The 17,576-nt window shown below is 66.0% G+C and carries 15 protein-coding genes; 10 read left to right on the forward strand and 5 right to left on the reverse strand.

The genetic code is table 11. From position 1 onward, the window contains the following. A partial coding sequence (locus M9890_11795; protein ID MCO5177633.1) for a DUF2207 domain-containing protein occupies positions 1–1,998 on the reverse strand: 1,998 nt, incomplete at its 3' end. A gap of 137 nt (positions 1,999–2,135) precedes the next feature. On the opposite strand from M9890_11795, the gene M9890_11800 reads away from it, so the two are divergent. Beyond that, positions 2,136–2,834 carry a 3'-5' exonuclease gene (locus M9890_11800; protein MCO5177634.1) on the forward strand — a complete coding sequence of 233 codons (699 nt, stop codon included), beginning with the start codon at positions 2,136–2,138 and terminating at the stop codon, positions 2,832–2,834. Between the two features lie 94 nt (positions 2,835–2,928). Continuing rightward, positions 2,929–3,600 carry an NUDIX domain-containing protein gene (locus tag M9890_11805; GenBank protein MCO5177635.1) on the forward strand — a complete coding sequence of 224 codons (672 nt, stop codon included), beginning with the start codon at positions 2,929–2,931 and terminating at the stop codon, positions 3,598–3,600. Positions 3,601–4,212: 612 nt separating this feature from the next. Here the strand turns inward: M9890_11805 and M9890_11810 are convergent. Together M9890_11810 and M9890_11815 are read right to left on the reverse strand one after the other, a co-directional pair. Further along, positions 4,213–6,120, reverse strand: a complete 1,908-nt coding sequence (locus M9890_11810) for a superoxide dismutase family protein (protein MCO5177636.1) — start codon at positions 6,118–6,120, stop codon at positions 4,213–4,215. A gap of 336 nt (positions 6,121–6,456) precedes the next feature. Beyond that, positions 6,457–8,658, reverse strand: coding sequence for a CHRD domain-containing protein (locus M9890_11815; protein ID MCO5177637.1), 2,202 nt, complete (start codon positions 8,656–8,658; stop codon positions 6,457–6,459). A gap of 303 nt (positions 8,659–8,961) precedes the next feature. Here M9890_11815 and M9890_11820 point away from each other — a divergent pair, with 303 nt between their 5' ends. Then, entirely contained in the window at positions 8,962–10,656 is a 1,695-nt protein-coding gene (locus M9890_11820; GenBank protein ID MCO5177638.1) for a glycosyltransferase family 39 protein, read from the forward strand. 48 nt (positions 10,657–10,704) lie between these two features. Here M9890_11820 and M9890_11825 read toward each other — a convergent pair whose 3' ends face one another. Beyond that, the gene (locus tag M9890_11825; protein ID MCO5177639.1) at positions 10,705–11,637 is read right to left on the reverse strand and encodes an aminoglycoside phosphotransferase family protein; all 933 of its coding nucleotides are present in this window, start codon (positions 11,635–11,637) and stop codon (positions 10,705–10,707) included. Between the two features lie 36 nt (positions 11,638–11,673). After that, positions 11,674–12,000: a hypothetical protein gene (locus M9890_11830; protein ID MCO5177640.1), complete on the reverse strand. Its 327-nt coding sequence runs from the start codon at positions 11,998–12,000 to the stop codon at positions 11,674–11,676. A 58-nt stretch (positions 12,001–12,058) separates the two neighbouring features. Here M9890_11830 and M9890_11835 point away from each other — a divergent pair, with 58 nt between their 5' ends. From M9890_11835 to M9890_11865, 7 genes are all read left to right on the forward strand, one after another. Further along, positions 12,059–12,844 (forward strand): WecB/TagA/CpsF family glycosyltransferase, encoded by a 786-nt coding sequence (locus M9890_11835; GenBank protein ID MCO5177641.1) that lies wholly within the window; start codon positions 12,059–12,061, stop codon positions 12,842–12,844. Next, on the forward strand, positions 12,841–13,386 hold the full coding sequence (locus M9890_11840) for a hypothetical protein (GenBank protein ID MCO5177642.1): 546 nt from the start codon (positions 12,841–12,843) through the stop codon (positions 13,384–13,386). The genes M9890_11835 and M9890_11840 overlap by 4 nt, the downstream gene beginning before the upstream one ends. 13 nt (positions 13,387–13,399) lie before the next feature. Next, positions 13,400–14,395 carry a PfkB family carbohydrate kinase gene (locus M9890_11845; protein MCO5177643.1) on the forward strand — a complete coding sequence of 332 codons (996 nt, stop codon included), beginning with the start codon at positions 13,400–13,402 and terminating at the stop codon, positions 14,393–14,395. Between the two features lie 356 nt (positions 14,396–14,751). Next, positions 14,752–15,177 carry a MarR family transcriptional regulator gene (locus M9890_11850; GenBank protein MCO5177644.1) on the forward strand — a complete coding sequence of 142 codons (426 nt, stop codon included), beginning with the start codon at positions 14,752–14,754 and terminating at the stop codon, positions 15,175–15,177. Beyond that, complete coding sequence (locus M9890_11855) at positions 15,174–16,634, forward strand: MFS transporter (GenBank protein MCO5177645.1); 1,461 nt, start codon at positions 15,174–15,176, stop codon at positions 16,632–16,634. Before M9890_11850 ends, M9890_11855 begins: the two co-directional genes overlap by 4 nt. A 103-nt stretch (positions 16,635–16,737) precedes the next feature. Then, positions 16,738–17,226, forward strand: coding sequence for an adenylyltransferase/cytidyltransferase family protein (locus M9890_11860; protein MCO5177646.1), 489 nt, complete (start codon positions 16,738–16,740; stop codon positions 17,224–17,226). Next, a partial coding sequence (locus M9890_11865) for a hypothetical protein (protein ID MCO5177647.1) occupies positions 17,223–17,576 on the forward strand: 354 nt, incomplete at its 3' end. The genes M9890_11860 and M9890_11865, both read left to right, overlap by 4 nt.

Below are 17,576 nucleotides of genomic sequence, written 5' to 3' on the forward strand. Positions count from 1 at the left end.
GCTAAACCCGCGCCCCCCGCCGCCACCGCCGCCGCCGAAGGAGCCGCCGCCGCCGGAGAAGCCACCGCCGAAGCCGCCGCTCCGGCCACCGCCGCCGCCCTTGCTGGAGTAGGCGGTGAAGGCTTTCGAGGCTTCACTGAACAGCGAGAACAGGCCATCGCTCATGCTCTGGAGCGAGCGACCACCGGCATCGCTCATGTCCTGCAGGTCCGGCAGACCGCCGCCGCCACCACCGTCGCCGCTGGGGCGGCTGCCGCCACCGGGGAGGATGATGACGCTGCCACCACGGCGACCGCGCGGCGGACGGCTCGGGTGTCCCGCCCAGTCGTCGAGCGGCCCGCCGTACCAGCCCGGCGCTGGTGTGCCGACGCTGGCGAACTTACTCACCCACGAGCGCTCCAGACCGAACGCAATGGCGTACGGCAGGTACGAGTCGAAGACCTTCTTCGCGTCCGCGACGCTGTCATAGCGCTCGATGTCGGCGAGGTAGCGACGGAACGCTTCCCAGCTGGCGGCGGCCTCGGCACCCTTCTGCGTCTTGCGCGGCATCGAGCCGCCGACGATCAGGAGGATGATGCCGACAATCACGCCGGCGATGATCGGCACGATGGTGAGCGGCGCAAACGAGCCGATGAGCGCCATCAGGAAGAAGCCACCGACGACCGAGGCAATCAGCAGGCCTAGGCCGAGGCCGCGATAGAGCCGCCGGGTCGCTTGCGGGTTCTTGTCGAAGTACCCGCGCTTGACCATCTCTTCGTACAGATCTTCCTTGACCTTGGCCTGCCGCTCGGCAAACCGCACCTTCATCGTCGAGAGCCTGGCCTCTTTCTGCGAGCCGGTGAAGATCGCAGTGAGCAGCTCCCGCTCGAACGGCCGGAGCGAGGCATCGGTATCGAGGCGGTGGAAGATGAAATCGCGACTGCCGAATCCGAGACCACCAAGTATGCCGTCCGGCTCCTTCTCCTCAATACGGATGACGCCCCGGTTGGCCAGCGAGATGATCGCTGCGATGACATCGTGATCGTCGGCACGCTCGTCAATCAGCGTGCCAACTGCCGCAGCCGGGAGGTCGTCCGGCGGTGTCCTCAGCAGGTCGATCGGTGCAACAACCGGCACGTCGCGTCCGCGCGAGTACCAGAGCAGGATCACGCCGACAGACCCGCCGACGAGCAGCAGCAGACCCGCCGCCAGCATCAGCACATTCGCCAGCGCCTTGTACGGCGCAAGCTGCTCCTCGCGTGCCTTCTGGGCATCGGCCGCTGCCTGCCAGGCGGGCACGGTCGCTGAGGTGATCGGCGGGAACTCGAGCCGCTCCTCCAGCGCCTCGCCCTGCTTGATGTCAGTGGCGCGCCAGACAACCTGCGTCGGACTGGTCATCTCGACTGTGACTGGGAAGCTCGATCCGTCCGACGCGTACCAGGCGGCGGAGATCTGATCCTCGCTGACAGGCTCGGGCAGGTTCACCGTAATCGTCGCAGCGTCGACATCAGCGGCAAAATCAGCATCGATGACGCGCCACCAGAGCTGCTGGCGATCCTCGTAGACGCGGATGACGCCGGTGACATCGTAGGAAATGGTGAACTGGCGATCCTCGTTGGTGGCCGGGGTGAACCACCAGTCGATGTTCACCTCGCCGCCACTCACTGTGGCGCTGAATGTGCCGGGCGAGCCATTGCCTCGGGTGAGCGGGACGCCATTCTCCAGCACCTGGATGTTGCTGATGTCACCGATGCGAGCCAGCGGGATCGTCGCGTAGCCCTTGGTGAACGGTCCGCCGTCGAACGAGATCACCTGATCCTCAGTTACTGACACTGAACCATCGGCGTGGACATCGAGCGTCGTGTTGTACTGGCTCCAGCGCACCGACCGTGCGGCGGCATCCTGCGCCAGTGGCGGAAAGACCGCTGCCAGCATGCCGATCACCAGCACGGCGACGGTCAGCAGCAGCAATCGCCGCGAGATTCGGGAGAAAGCTCCCGGAACATTGCGTTCGTTCACACATCATCCCTATCAACGCGCACGACGCGCGTCGTTGACGAGCCTGCCAGGCAGTGTCTATGATCGCTACATCAGCCAGAGGGCAACGACCGGCAACTGCGGTATATCGTACTCGCCCTCACTAGTGGAACACGGTGATGCTCTTGCGCGTCACGCCACCGCATACCCAATCGGGTGACGAGCACCGGCGCAACGCCCGTGCCGCCGCAACCGCGTGGGCCACTGCCATTGCAGCCCGCAACGATGTTGTCTTCCTCGATACGGAGACAACCGGCCTCGACGGCAGAGCCGAGATCATCGAGATCGCGGTGACCGACATGGCCGGGCAGCCGCTGCTCGACACGCTGGTCTGCCCGGATAACCCGATCCCCAACGACGCCACCCGCATTCACGGGATCACCAACCGCATGGTCGTGGCCGCCCCGAAGTGGCCGCAGGTGTACGCACAACTGACGCCCCTCATTGCAGGGCGGACGGTGATTGTCTACAACGCTGACTTCGATCGCCGACTCGTCCAGCAGATGAATCAGCGCTTCAGGCTGCACATGTCGAACGACGATTGGCAGTGCGCGATGAAGCAGTACTCCCAGTTTGCAGGGGTCTGGCATGAGCGCTACGGCGGGTATCGCTGGCACAAGCTGGACGCGGCGGCTGAGGCATTCGGGCTGTCCGCCGGTGGGCACCGGGCACTTGGCGACGCGCTCGCCTGCAGAGCCGTGGTGTGTGGGATGGCTGCATCAGCATCCGAACGCGATGATGACCGCGCAGATGCGCATGCATTACGCCGGATAACTACGCGTCTGCAGCGATTGACTGGACGCGACCCGTACAATTGAAGGTAGACAGTTCCTGCAACTGATGCGATGATCCAACCAGGGGGTCGCCAGCGACACAATCGCGGGCGAGAGCGACGTGAAACAGATTCAACGCATGACAAGGCTTTCGGAATTAGTGACGCCCGGTACGGCCCGAGCGGCAAGTCTGCTGCTCGTTGAGCGCGGGAGGTTTCTGCTCGCCGCTCGACCTCCAATCTACAGCGATCAACGCGTTCTGCTGCGCCTGACCGGCGTTGGCGGCTGGGCCGAAGGGAGCGAGACGTTCTCCGCTGCGGCACTGCGCGAGTCGGTCGAGGAGACTGGCAGCGAGATCCAGCTGATCGAGCAGGACTACACCCTGATCGTCAACGCGCCGGACGACATCGACACGGTTGTCATCACCGGCGAACCGGGGCCGGCCGCCATCGTCTTCCGCCGCTTCGGCACGACGCCGTTCGAGCCGTGGTCGAGCGAGTACCAGTCGGTCGCGCCGATCGCCGTCTATGCCGCCACGCTGGAGCACGACGCGCAGATCGTTGCTCGCGAGGAGCACCCGCTCTTCATGTGGGTCTATCCCGAGCAGCTCATCTCGCTGGCCGAAGCGGACGAACCGCTGGAGTTCCTGATCGCCGATGGCGCGCAGATCTTCGGCGATATCGACTTCGATGTCGGCCGAACGATCGTCCGTCTGACGGACAGCATTCAGGCGCTGGTCACTGCGTTTATTCGCGCGCCTTCCCACTTCACCGAGATCGCCCAGATGTCCGGCACCGCCTGCTCGATCTAGGGCGGCAGTGTGTCTGAGAAGCCGCCCATCCTCCCATGCCATCGCGCAATACCGCGGAAGAGGGACAAGCACGCAATCTTCCGTACGGACAGGACCTGGCCTGTCCTCGCCGTGAGGCGACCGTCCTACGTCGATCATCGTCAGGCTTCAGGTCGCCGACACCGCGCCAACCCCGTAGCATCGGAGATGTAGGGGCGTATCGCGGCCCGGCCAGAAGCACGACCGTTCAACATGGGCACCCGCACGTCGTGACTTTCGATCGAACGGTTCGCGGTGCCATACGGGCGTATGCGATGTTACAACGCGCGTGGGTAATGCGCGGGAGTCCGACCGATGCAGTTCGGTATGTCAATGCAGAGTTGCACCTGATTTGCGGTGCGGATCTGCGTGGGAGCGTCGCCTCACGGCGAGGACAGGCCGGGTCCTGTCCGGGTACGAAATGTTTGAGCGCCTTCGCTGTGCGAACGGGTGCACGATCGGCGCGGAGAAGGGTCGCCCACAGCGATGACAGCGCGAGCGCTGTCCCTACCTACGGATAGACGGCGGCTGTCTCACCATCGGAGCGGTTCCCAGGCGGGATGCCTGGGGCCGGTGGGGTTCGGCGGACGTCGGTTAGACGCCCGGCTCGCCGGTGTAGACTGCTTCGACTGCGCCACAGGCAGCCGGGATGGCTGCTGCGTACGACGACGGAAGCTCGCCATCACCGTCCAGGTCGATCATCAGTCCGTGGATGACGACGACCGTCTGGGTCGGGTCGGCAAGCTGGTCGAGCTGCGCGTCGGTCAGGTCGAACGTAGCACTGTAGGACAGTGTGCCGTCCTCACCAGCCGCGGGGAAGCTCGTATCGGTCTCATCAGTCGTCAGCGCGACGATGGACTCACCGTAGGCTGCTGTGCCCTCTTCAACATCGATGAAGCCGTCCTCGTCCAGATCGACCGGGCACGAGGCAGCACCATCATCCATGCCGTAGATGTGCATAGCGTGAGCGAGGTTCGGGGTCAGGCCCTCGGCCTCGATGGTCACGGTCAGCGAGTTGCCGTCGATCGACAGCTCGGCTGTCGCCGAAACCTCGGAGCCGTTCACGGCATCCAGGACGGACGCGTAGGCAACGGTCGGCTCCGGCTCGGGCTCCGGATCGGGACCCGGCTCTTCTGAAGCGACATCAAGATCGCCACAGGCGATCGGCAGATCGTCGACGAAGTCATCGTCAACCATGCCGCCGTGGACCATGACGGCCATGCTGCTCAGGTCAGTGAGCTGCGCAACCTGGTCGTCGGTCAGGGTGTAGGTCTCAGTCAACGTGGCTGTGCCATCGTCGTCAGCCGACGGGAACGGGGTGAACGGGAAGACCGCTCCGCCCGTCACTACCACTGCCTCGTCCATGCTGATGATGCCGTCCTCGTTGGTGTCGGCCTCATCGGTCGGGCAGGCTGCGGCGGTTCCGTCGTTGAATCCGTGCAGGTGCATCGCGTGGATATCGTTGGCGGTCAGGCCGTCAGCGACGATCGACACGGTCAGCGTGTTGCCGTCCAGCGTCAGATCGGCCGTGCCGGTCACGCCGGAGTCGTTGAGCGCGCCGAGGTCGGCGTGGACCGTCTGCGGCTCGGTCGGCGGGGTCGGCTCTTCGCCGCTGTCGTCGCCATAGCGCCATGCGTAGTAGTGCTGGCCGACGTTACCCATCTCGACCTGCCACTGCGCCGCGTTACCCGGCGTGTAGGTCAGGCAGCGACGCTCGAAGCACTGCCACAGCACGTCCTGCTGCGTGCCACCAACAGACACTTCCGACCAGTAGGCCTCGGTGATCGGCAGGCCGGTCACGTAGAAGGCGTTATCGTCGTAGTCCGCGCCGATCTGAACCATGCGGTTCCAGAAGACGGAGGCGACGGTGTGGTCGATGCTGGTCACATCAACGCGCTCGACAGCCGAGACATCATGCGCGGCGAGATCTTCGTCGGCAGTGATGTTGCCCTCGGAGTCGATGCGGTTGATCAGCGCGTCACCGACTTCGGCAGCCGGCTCAGCACGCAGGCCGAACTCGGCGATGTCGGCGTAGGTCGGACCGAAGCCCTCGTCACCGGCTGGGTCGCCGGCGATGTTGATCGCAGCTGGGTCCGGCGTCTCGTCGAATGTGGCATCGCCGGTCTGATACCAGCCCTCGACCATCTCGACAACGAGCAGGCCGTTGGTCACGAACCAGACTGACTCAGTATCGCCGTCCGGATTGTTGATCTCCATACGGCTCTTGTCGAAGTACTGGACCAGCCGCTGGCCGCCCGGTGCTTCGGCGTACTCTTCCTGCATTCCCTCGGTGTACGGTGACGGACCCCACAGCCAGGTTGCATCACCATTCGGCGTCACGGTTGCGTCGGTGCGATTCCAGGTCGCCTCGAACGCGGGGTCTGCGAATGGGTGCTGTGTACCATCACCCTCGTGATAGGCGCGAGTTGGTTGCGCGCCCGCAAGAGCCACCATCGCCAGACTGGCGATAAGGGCCAGAGCTGTCAGGATGCGTTGCGGCATCTGACCATCCTCTCCATCGCCTCCTGTGCCACCTCGCGTCGTCGAGGGCGACATCAGCAGGCACACCGACAGACGCCATCGTCCGTCTGATAAACAGCCCGGCTGCCACTGTCAGCCGGACGGGGGGCAACCCTATCGCGTGGGAGGGCATGAGGACACCGAAATACGCTATTTGCACTCTTTCGTGATGAGTCTGTGATGTGTTCTCACTCTCCGCGCAATGGCCCCGCCAGATGCCTGCAGGTTGCGTGCCAGCCGGAAGTTTCGTTGCTGGGACAGCAAAAACACCGACCGGACCACGGATGGTCCGGTCGGTTGGTTCAGCGTGTTTGCGCGTCAGGAGATTGGCTCAACCAGTCCCCAGATATCGGCGGCGGGGTTCTGCACCGTCTGCACAGAGGTGAAGATCGTCCCGGCGTCGATGTCAGCCATCAGGCCGGCGACACCCGCAGCACCGAGCGGCCCATACAGGTCGTCGTCGGTGATGCTGCCGCTGGCCAGCACGCCGTTAATCGCGCCGGTGGCGTTCGCAGTCGAGTCGAACAGCGTCGCGACAGCTTCGCCGTCAGTGGCGTCGTTGTCGATCACGAGGTTCGCGCTGAGGATGCGATCGAGGTTGCTCACGATCACGTAGTAGTTCAGCGCCGTGCCGTCCTCGTTCAGCCAGAAGAGCGCCAGGCCGGAGCCGTCCGTCTCGATTGGCATGTAGATCGAGGTGAAGTCCGTCTCAACCGTGTTGCTCAGTTCCGCCAGGTAGCTGGCAGCGCCGAGCTGGCTCTGGCCACCAACCGCGACCTGCCCACGGATCTCGCCCGACGGGTTGTCGGTCGTGTGGACATTCACGTAGGTGCCATTCGTCAGCATCAGGTAGACGAGCTTCGGCATCGACACGTCGTTGAGATCGCCGGCTGTCACTGTACCGGCGTTCAGCGTGCCGTTCACCGGACCGGCCACTGCCGGATCAGCATGGAACAGCAGCGCCGCAACCGGGCCGTTGGTCGCACTATCGCCGATGTGGATGTGCGCCATTGTGACATTCGACAGATTGAGCACGTAGACGTCGAACGAGATCGTCGCGTCGGCGGCGTTATAGGTCAGCGCTGCCGCGCCGACTGCCGTCGATCCGGTCGGCGGGATCTCATTCTGGCCCAGCAGGATCGTGCTGAACGACGTGTCGCCCAGTGCGCCCAGCTGGCCACGAATCTCGCCGGACTCGTGTTCGCTGGTGTGGATGTTCACATAGAGGCTGCCGTCGGCCATGCCGTTGGACAGCGACTCAATCGTCCAGCCTTCGGCGAGGTCGTCTGCGGTGATCGTGCCACTCGCCAGGACGCCGTTGGTTGTCACCGGATCGTCGCTGCCGAACAGGGTCACGATGACGTCGCCGTTTTCGTTCGCCGCACCTTCATGGATGTGAGCGGCCATGGCGTTCTCAAGGCCGTTGACGGTGATTGTGTAGTCGATGCCGGTGCCGTCCGGGCGCACGTAGAAGTACGCGTCGGCGGTCGCATCCGACTCGACAGCCGGGATCTCGTTCGCGCCGATCAGGTTGGCCGAATAGACCGCTTCAGTGATGCCCGGCTCTGTCGGCGGCGGTGTCGGCGTCGGTGGTGTCGGAGTGACAGCCGAGTCGTAGCGCCAGCGGAAGTAGTGCTGGCCGACGTTACCGGCCTCGACCTTCCAGCCATCCAGATTGCCCGGCGTGTAGGTCAGGCAGCGACGCTCGAAGCACTGTGTCAGGACATCCTGCTCGGTGCCGGCCACCTTGACGTTGGCCCAGTAGGCCTCGCTGATCGGATAGCCAGTGGCATAGAACGGATTGACGAACAGGTTCGCCTCAACGTACTGGCCGTCCTCATAGACGGTGCCGGTCGAGTTCATGAAATCCCAGAAGACAGACGCGACCGTGTGGTCGATGTCGGTCACGGTCACCCGGTGGGCGGCAGTGACACCGTAGTCGGCCAGTGCATCGTCGTTTGTGACCGAGCCATCGCGCGCCAGACGCTGCGTGATTGCGGCGCCCGTCTCGGCCGGCGTGGCGTCGAGCAGGCTGCCGAACGAGCCATAGGTCGGGCTGTCGGCGTCGTCCGGGTCGCCGGCGACATTGATGTCATCCGCCGGGGTGCGCGCTTCGTGCTGCGCATCGCCGGTCTGCATCTGGCCGGTGATCATCTCGCTGACCAGCAGGCCATTGGTCACGTACCAGAGCGAAGATTCGTCGCCAGACGGATTGTTGATCTCCATCCGCGCCTTGTCGAAGTACTGGACCGTGCGCTTGCCACCCGGCGACTCCGCGTAGTCCTCTTCCATAGCACTGGTATTGGCAGCCGGGCCCCACATCCAGGTGCGGTGGGCCTGCCCATCGACAACTGGCTGATCCGTGCGTGCCCAGGTGCGCTCGAACGCCGCATTTGCCGGTGCAACTGCAGCAGCGCTAAACAGATTGCCCGCGATCAGTGCCAACGCGGCAACGATCGCGGCTGCTGAAATAAGACGCGCACGACTAACCCTGCGCGTCCAGTGGTGACGTTCACCCATACTTGAACCCCCATCCTGACGACCGATCGTCGGCTGTTCACCTATCGGTACCGCCCGAACCCCATATCGAACGGTTCACGGATGCGTGCTTCACGCTACACGATCGATCCAGACCCGGCAAGATCCAGGCAGTACGGAAACAGACGATCGCTACCATCAATTAGAGCCATCTTCATGCCACGGAGTCAAGACGCCCATGCTTCAACGGTCGGTATACTCTCGCCCATGACGCCTCCTGACGCGGCCACAACTGAGATTTCCTCATCACCGCAAAGGGGCGCTCGACAGGCGGCGCAACGCGCTTTGCATGCGCTCGATCAGTTCCCGGGCTGGCTGGCGCTGGCAGCTTCCGGCGCTGTCTGGCTCGTCCTGACCGCCATCATCCTGCGTCGCGGATTTCTGGAGTACAACGCCGACGGCTATGCGCGGATTATCCGCGGCCACGAGTGGCTGGCAGCACCACGCTGGGAGCTGGATGTCTGGCTGCCGCTGCAAACCTGGCTGTTCGGCGCGTCACTGGCGATCCACGACTCGCTCCGCACCACACCACGCGTCGTCGATGCGCTGCTCACCATCGTCCTTCTCATCAATCTCTACCTGATCGGTCGCACGATCGGCGGGCGACTGGCCGGCGCGATCGCAGCCGGGCTGGCGGCGCTCTTCCCCTGGGTCGTCTGGATGGGCGTCTCCGGCATGGCCGAGCCTCTTTTCCACGCCACGCTGTCGTTCGGCGCGCTCGGCCTGACACGCTGGCTCACGACCAACCGCGACCGCTGGCTGCTCGTCGCCGCCATCGGCCTGCTGCTGGCGACGATGGTGCGCTACGAGGGCTGGTTTTACGCCGGGACATTCGCCGGTGTTGTCCTGGTCGTCATCTGGCAACAGCAGCGGCTGACGCTGCGCAGCGTCGCTCTGGCGGTCGCGCCGCTGACGTTCCCGTTCGTCTGGATCGTCGCCTGGTGGAATCGCACCGGCGACCCGCTCGCCTTCGCCCGCGAGACCGCCGAGATCAAGGAGGCGCTCGACGCCGGCAACGCCACCGCCGGGTTGCTGCGTCGGCTGTCGATCTACCCCGAGGAGACGTTCCGGCTCGCGCCACTGCTGATCGGACTCTGCCTGCTGGCGGCTGGCTATGCGCTCATCCGGCGGGTTCGCTGGTGGCCACTCCCGGCCCTCATCCTCGGGCAGGCGGCGGCGCTGGTGATCGTCAGCGCCGGATTCTCCAATCTCGGTCCCGGTGCAGAGCGCTACCTGATCTCGAACGTGATCCTGCTGTTCCCCGTCCTCGCCGCGATCATCGCGACTCTGCCGCTGCCCTGGCCGCGGCTGGCCGGAGTCGGGCTGGTTGTCATCGCCGGACTGATTGTCGGACGCACGACGCTCTCGCCGCCGACGTGGTATCCCGACGCCGATACGCGCGCGACGGGCGACCTGCTGCGGTCGGCACTCGCCGACGCTCCAGCAGACCACGACCTGATCCCAGTCCTGTTGCCACCCGAGCCCAGCGAAGGCTTCAACGCCGGGTACGCACTGCGCATCCTCTCCGATCACCCGGACAACTGGTTCATCACCAGCAACGCCGATCTGTTCGCCGCGCTGGCCGGCACGACGCATCCGCCTGTCTGGATCGCCGACACCGCTACCGGCGTGGCGCTGCCGGCGGCTGAGCGTACTGAGACGATCGGGCGCTTCGTCATCGGCTGGCCAGCCCCGGCAGCGACCGTCACACTCACGCCAACCAGCGCCGCGCCGGGCGACGCCGTGGCCGTCACCGCCGACGGCCTGCTACCACACGAGCCGATCAGCGCCTGGTGGACGCCGCCGGATAACGGCCCGGCAATCGGCGCGGGAGCCGACGCAGCCGCCGACCCCAACGGCCACGCCACCCTCACCGCAACCCTCCCGCCCGACGCCACACCCGGCATCTGGCACCTCACCGTCGCAGGTCGCGACAGCCAACGCAGCGGCTTCGCCAGTGTGGAGGTGGCGGCGCGGTGAGCGCACACACACGCTGGTACCGCATCGGCCATCAGTAGAGTATTCGGCTCACTCTCCCGCACCAAGTCTGGCGCGGACCTCGGCGGTCGTCAGTGGGTCGATGCCGCGCCCGAGCCAGTAGTCGGCCCACCAGAGCGCCGCGTCGAGGCGCACCAGTGGCAGCCAGACCGGTAGACGCGCGAACGCCCACGCCTCGCCACCGGAGGCGACGTAGCCCTCGGCGACGTCCGCCAGCTGCTCCGGCTCAAGTCGGGCCTCGCTGGTGAGGTAGGCCAGATCCTCGGCCGGGTCGCCATCACGAGCGAACTCCCAGTCGATCAACGTCGGCCTGTCGCCGTCCCAGATGATGTTGCCGGACGACAGATCACCGTGCAGCAGCGAGAAGAGCGGTTCATCCCACCCGGCCGCAGCCGGGAGATCAGCAGCCCGCAGCGCCGCGACGCGCTCGTCGATCTCGGCCAGCCCCTCGCGTGCCGCACGAAAGCGCGTCAGCACCTCGACGCGGGCGCGATAGGCGTCTGCGCGACTGCCCTGCCGTACATCCAGCGACGGCCAGACCATGTAGCCAGGCCGCACCGCCCGGTGGACGACTTCCAGGCAGGCACCGAGGTGCTCACGAGCAGTTGAAGTGAGGTCGCGCAACACAGCAGGCTCGCCGCGCAAATGGTCGTGGACGATCATCTCGCCTTCCGGCAGCTCCGGGTCGGCGATGAGTGCGATCTCGCGCGGCGTGCAGGCACCGTCGACCGCCGCCAGCTCGCGCAACACGTCGGCCTCGTGACGCAGCCAGCGATGCAGTCCGGGCCGCGCCAGCCGCACGGTGAGCGGGAGGTCGCCGTCCGGCCCGCTGACCCGAAACGTGCGATCGGTCGAGCCGCCCGGCGCGAGCGCGACATGCCAGCCGGGCGCATCCGGTATCAGCCCGTGCCGCCGGAGGACCGGCAGCAACCAGGCAGGATCACGCGCTCCCGCGTCAACCACCGACACCTCCCGCGTCCGACAGCGTTTCCGTGCGACTCAGAGAAGGATCACGGCCAGCGGCACGGCGATAATCACCAGCCACGCCGCCAACCCGGCCAGCAACAGCCCGACCTGCTCACGCACGCGCGCATTGCGATAGATCGCCAGCGCCGCGCCACCTTGCAGGCAGGTGAGCAGGAACGTAAACGGCCCAATACTGAACATGGCAGCGATGCTGAACAGCAGCGACAGGGCCGCCGCCGCCACCATCTGCCGCCACGAGCCCCGCGCCAGACTGGCCCAGGTCAGCAGCAGCGACGCCGCCAGCATGCCCCAGAGAATCAGCGCAACGATGTCCATGCCCTGCCTCCGTTCAATCTGCATGATATACGAGACCTTGGCCCCGTCCCGCGATACCATCACGGGAACGATCGGAGGGTGCGTGGCGCGGGCGGACATTCTCGGTGTTGCAGTCGATGCAGTTGATCTGGACGCGGTGATCGCACGGATCAACGGCTGGCTCAGCGCGCCCGGCAGCCTGCGTCAGATCGTTACGGTGAACCCGGAATTCATCGTTGAGGCGCGCAAAAATCCGACGTTCGCGGCAGTCCTCGCTGAGGCAGACGTGGCGACTGCCGACGGCATCGGCATCGTGCTGGCAGCGCGCGTGCTCGGCGAGACGATCGGGCCGCGCGTCACCGGCGTCGCACTGACCGAGGGCATCGCGACACTGCGGCACCCTGCCGCGCGCGTCTTCCTGCTCGGTGCCGGGCCAGGCATCGCCGCCGAAGCGGCCGCGCGACTGGTCGAACGCTTCCCCGACGTCGTGGTCGTCGGTACACACTCCGGCTCGCCGGACGACGACGGATTTGCTGAAATCGAGCGCAGGCTGGTCGAAGCGCAGCCAACGATTCTGCTCGTCGCGTTCGGGCATCCACGACAGGATCTCTGGATCGCGCGGCATCGGGAGCGGCTGGCTCAGCATGGCATACTGGTCGCGGCCGGTATCGGCGGGACACTCGATTTTCTGTCTGGCCATGTCCGGCGCGCGCCATCCTGGGTTCGCCGTATCGGACTGGAATGGCTCTATCGGCTGATCAGCCAGCCGTGGCGCTGGCGGCGGCAGCTCGCGCTGCCCGTCTTTGTCGCACTCGTCGCCCGCGAACGACTGCGGGGGGCGCTGGGTCGGACAGGCAACGGACGACAGGCAGGCCGACGATCGCAGTGACGACAGATCCCCTCGAACAACGCTGTACATACCATCCTGACGTCATCACCCGTCTGCGCTGCTCGCGCTGCGGGAAGCCGATCTGCCCGCGCTGCATGGTCTCGACGCCGGTCGGGTTTCGCTGCCCGGATTGCGCACGCGGTCCACGACCCGTCGCCTATCAGACCTCGGCCCTGATGCTGGTCAAGGCTGTCGTTATCGGGCTCCTGGTCGCGGCTGCGGTCGGTGCGCTGTGGGGCAAATTCCCGCGCTGGGAGTTCTACTGCGCGCTCCTGCTGGGCTTCGGCATCTCCGAGAGCATCGCCTGGATCACGAAGTACAAGCGCGGGAGAGAGCTGCAGATCATCGCGATGGGCTGCGTGCTGCTGGGCATCGTCTTCTCGCGCATGGTGATGGCCTGGGACAGCCCGTTCCTGACTCTCGACCTGCTGCTCAACCACCCGGATGCGCCGGGTGTGCGCGAGGCGTTCCAGCTGCGGGTGATTCCCGACTTCCTCTTTATGGCGATTCCATTCGGCATCAACTGGGTGCGATTCAAGTAGGAGCGTGCGCAACATGCCGGAGGCTATCGATCGATCGCGACTGCGAGAGCTCTTGAGCCGTATCGGCGGCCACCACGTCGTGGTCGTCGGCGATGTCTACCTCGATCGCTACATCTTCGGCAAACCCAGCAGCGTCTCTCGCGAAGCCCCGGTCATGGTGCTGACCGAAGACCGCCAGGAGGATCGGCTCGGCGGGGGTGCTGCTCCAGCGCTGGCACTCGCCCAACTCGGCTGCACCGTCGCATTCGTCGGCATCGTCGGTGACGATGCAGAGGGCGCGGTCGTCCGGCGTCTGCTGGACGACGCCGGTGTGGATTCGACCGGCGTTGTTGTCGACCGGCAGCGTCCGACGACGGTCAAGACGCGCGTCGTCGCCGAGGGCTTCTTCCTCTTCCCGCAGCAGGTCGTCCGCATCGACCGCCAGCAGCGCGAGGCTGCCGCGCCAACGACCGCAGCCGCGCTGGTCGCGGCGATTGAGGCGCTACCGGGCAAGGCGATCCTGGTGTCCGACTACCGCTCCGGCGTCGTGACACCGGCACTCGTCACCGCCATCTCCGCCCAGCGTGAGCGCGACGGCATCCTGACAACGGTCGACTCGCAGGGCGAATTGTCCAAGTTCGCCGGATTCGATCTGGTCAAGTGCAATCAGGGCGAGGCGGAGCAGGTGTTGGGCCACCCACTCGGCGACCGCGCCGCCCGCGCCGCAGACCTCGCCGCGCTACAGGAGCAGCTCGCCTGCCGGACGCTGGTCGTCACCCGCGGTGGCGATGGCGCATCGCTCGCCGAGGCTGGACGCTACGCCGAGATCCCGGCCGCCAATCGCACCGAAGTCTTCGACGTGACCGGCGCAGGAGACACCGTCGTCGCCGTTATGACCGCCGCGCTACAGGCCGGAGGGACCGCCGAGGATTCCGCGCACTTGGCGCAGGCTGCCGCCGGTGTCGTCGTCCGCAAATGGGGCAACGCCCAGGCCACCCCCGCCGAAATCGCCGCCGCCCTCGGCGACTGATTCGCTGCCCATCGGATCCCAGGCCAGGAACGGAACCTTCCATGCTGTGTCATTACGGCGGTGGGTGCCCGGCCAACAGGTCGGAGGCTAGCCGGGCGTATGCGATACGCCCCTACGTGGATGACGCACAAATTGCCACGTTCTGCGGTACGGCAGCCCACCCGATAGATACGGCGGCGTAGGGGCGTATCGCATACGCCCGTTTAGATACCAAGCCCGCCCGCACGGCAACCACCCGCTGCGCCCGCCCGTCCCAACGCCCACGCAGAACAACGTCTGCCTCACTCTCATTCTCTCGACAAGTACATCCATCATAGATATACTCGCCCTGCGATATGTGTGGGATTGGGGAAGTCATGGCTGATACGGAGCTCGTCGAATCGCTCGTTCGTCTCTGGCGGGCGCTGCACACGGTGGCTGCGCCGACGCAGGACGGCGATATCACGGTTCAGCAGTTCTGGCTGCTGCGGCAACTGCGTCGCAAGGGACCGATGCGCGTGACTGACCTGGCCGCCGCGCTCGGCGTCGCGCAGAACACGGTGACGGCGGCCTGCAAGCGGCTCGAAGCGCGTGAGCTGATCACACGCCAGCGGACGACGCAGGATGAGCGCGTCGTGCAGGTGGCGCTGACCGAGGCTGGCGCAGCGCGCGTCGATGCCTGGCGCGCCTATCGCCACGAGGCGTACGCCAATCTGGTCAGCGGCCTCTCGCCGGATGAGCAGGCACAGCTGCAGCAGTTGCTGGATCGCGTGCTCGTTCGCGCCGGGGATGCAGCCCGATGACAACACCGCATCTGTCGCTGCCGCTCTCACACCTGCTCCACGAGCCGCGCCCGCTGTCTTCCATCGCCGAGCGGCCTTCCTATCACTGGCTTGTCGTCGCCACGGTCTGTGTCGGTGCGTTCATGGGCCAGCTCGATGCCAGCATCGTCAGCCTCGTCCTGCCGACACTCGAGGACACCTTTCATAGCCACGTCAGCCACGTCCAGTGGGTCGCGATCATCTACCTGCTGGTGCTCACCGGGCTGGTCGTACCGCTGGGACGAGTCGCCGACCACCTCGGGCGCAAGTCGCTCTACACGATCGGCTTCGTCGTCTTCGCTGCCGCGTCGGCGCTCTGCGGCCTTGCACCGAGCCTGTCATTACTCATCGTCGCCCGCGCGATCCAGGGTGTTGGTGCGGCGCTGCTGCAGGCCAACAGTGTCGCGATCATCACCAGCGCCACGCCGCGGGAGAAGCTGGGCCGCGCCATCGGCGTACAGGGCGTCGCGCAGGCGCTCGGGCTGGCAATTGGGCCGACCGTCGGCGGCGTCCTCATCGCCTGGGTGGACTGGCGCTGGATCTTCCTGGTCAATCTGCCGGTCGGCCTGCTCGGCGCGGCGCTGGGCGTCATGATCCTGCCAACCAGCAGCCATGCTGCCCGGATCGAGGGATTCAACCGGCTCGGAGCGCTGCTGCTGCCAGCGTCGATCACCACGCTGCTGCTGGCGCTGACGTTCCTCAACCTCGTCGCGCTGCTGCTGCCGCTCACCGCCCTCCTGCTGGCCGGGTTTATCTGGAGCGAGCAGCATTCTGATCATCCGCTGCTCGGCGCGGCGCTGCTGCGTGCGCCGGGGCTGGCTGCCGGGCTGGTCGCCGGCCTGCTCTCCTACACGGTGCTGTTCGGCGCGCTATTCGCCGTGCCGATCCTGCTCGAACGCGCCTTCGCCGAGAGTCCCGACCGCGCCGGCCTGATCCTCACGACCGTCCCGGCTGCGCTTGCCGTCGTTGCGCTGGCCGGCGGACTGCTAACCGACAAGCTCGGCCCGAAGTTGCCGACGGTTGCCGGGATGGTGATTGCGGCGGTCGGGCTCACGCTCGCCTGGTGGGCGGCGGATGGCGCACTCGGCTGGCTGGTCGGCGGGTTGGTGCTGCTGGGTCTCGGCTCCGGGCTGTTCGTCCCGGCCAATAACGCCAGCATCATGGCAACCGCGCCACGCACCCATCTCGGTGTGACCGGAGGGGCGCTGAACATGATGCGCGGGCTGGGGACGAGCTTCGGTGTGGCGCTGGTCGGACTGGTGCTGGCGCTGCGCCTCGGCGAGGTGCCGAGCCATCTGGCACCGATACCAGACCTGGTCAGTGCCGTTCAGCTGGTCGTCGTCGGACTGATAGCCGCTGCGCTCCTCGCCGGCGCGCTGTCGTTCGGCCGTCGCTCAACGCGAACGCGGACGAGGGTGGAGTCTGGCGACATGCTGTGAGGGGACGCGCTGACAGGTCTCAGCCTGACACTCAACCCGCCGGACTTGATACGATGACTCGCTGCGCGGAGTGTCCGCGACAGGTGGGGATCGGAACAGGCCAGTGGGCACGATCATCGAGCAACGTCAGCTAGCCGACCTCGGCGCGAACCTCCGGCGCGAGGGGCAACGCATCGTCTTCACCAACGGCCACTTCGATCTGCTCCATGTCGGCCACCTGCGTTATTTGCAGGGTGCCCGCGCGCTCGGAGACGTGCTGGTCGTCGGTGTCAACGACGATGCAACCACAACGGCGAGGAAGGGGCCGGGACGCCCAATCCTGCCGGCCACGGATCGTGCCGAGCTGCTGGCCGGACTCACCTGCGTCGATTATGTGACGATCTTCAGCGAGCCGACCGCCGAGCGCTGCGTCGAGCTGCTACAGCCGGATGTGTACATCAAAGGCGGCGACTACGGGCCGGGCGGGGCCAATCTGCCCGAGGCGCGTGTCGTCGCGCGATTGGGCGGCGAGACGGTGATTCTGCCGCTCGAGCCGGGGCGCTCGACCAGTGAAATCGTGGCTGCCATTCGCGAGGGACGGTCGCTCCGATGAGCGACCAACCTCCGCGTCGTCGTCGCCCAGCGCGCGCCGGTGACACGATGCCGTACCCAACGGTCCCGTCGCAGCGTCGCCCGGCCCAGCCACCACCACCGAATCCACCGAGCAACTGGGCCCAGGCCGGCGACACCATGCAGTATCCGATCGTCTCGTCGGAACCGCTCCAGCCGCCGATCCCGACAACCACCGCACCGACCGCTGAGGAATCCGGCCACGGTGGCAAGGGTATCGCCTTAGCGGCAGTCATCCTGATGATCGGCAACATCCTGTCGCGCGTGCTCGGGCTGGTCCGCGAGCAGACGGCGTCGTACATGTTCGGCGCGGGCGATCAGATGGCCGCGTTT

The sequence above is a fragment of the Thermomicrobiales bacterium genome (assembly GCA_023954495.1).
Classification (GTDB): Bacteria; Chloroflexota; Chloroflexia; order Thermomicrobiales; family CFX8; genus JAMLIA01.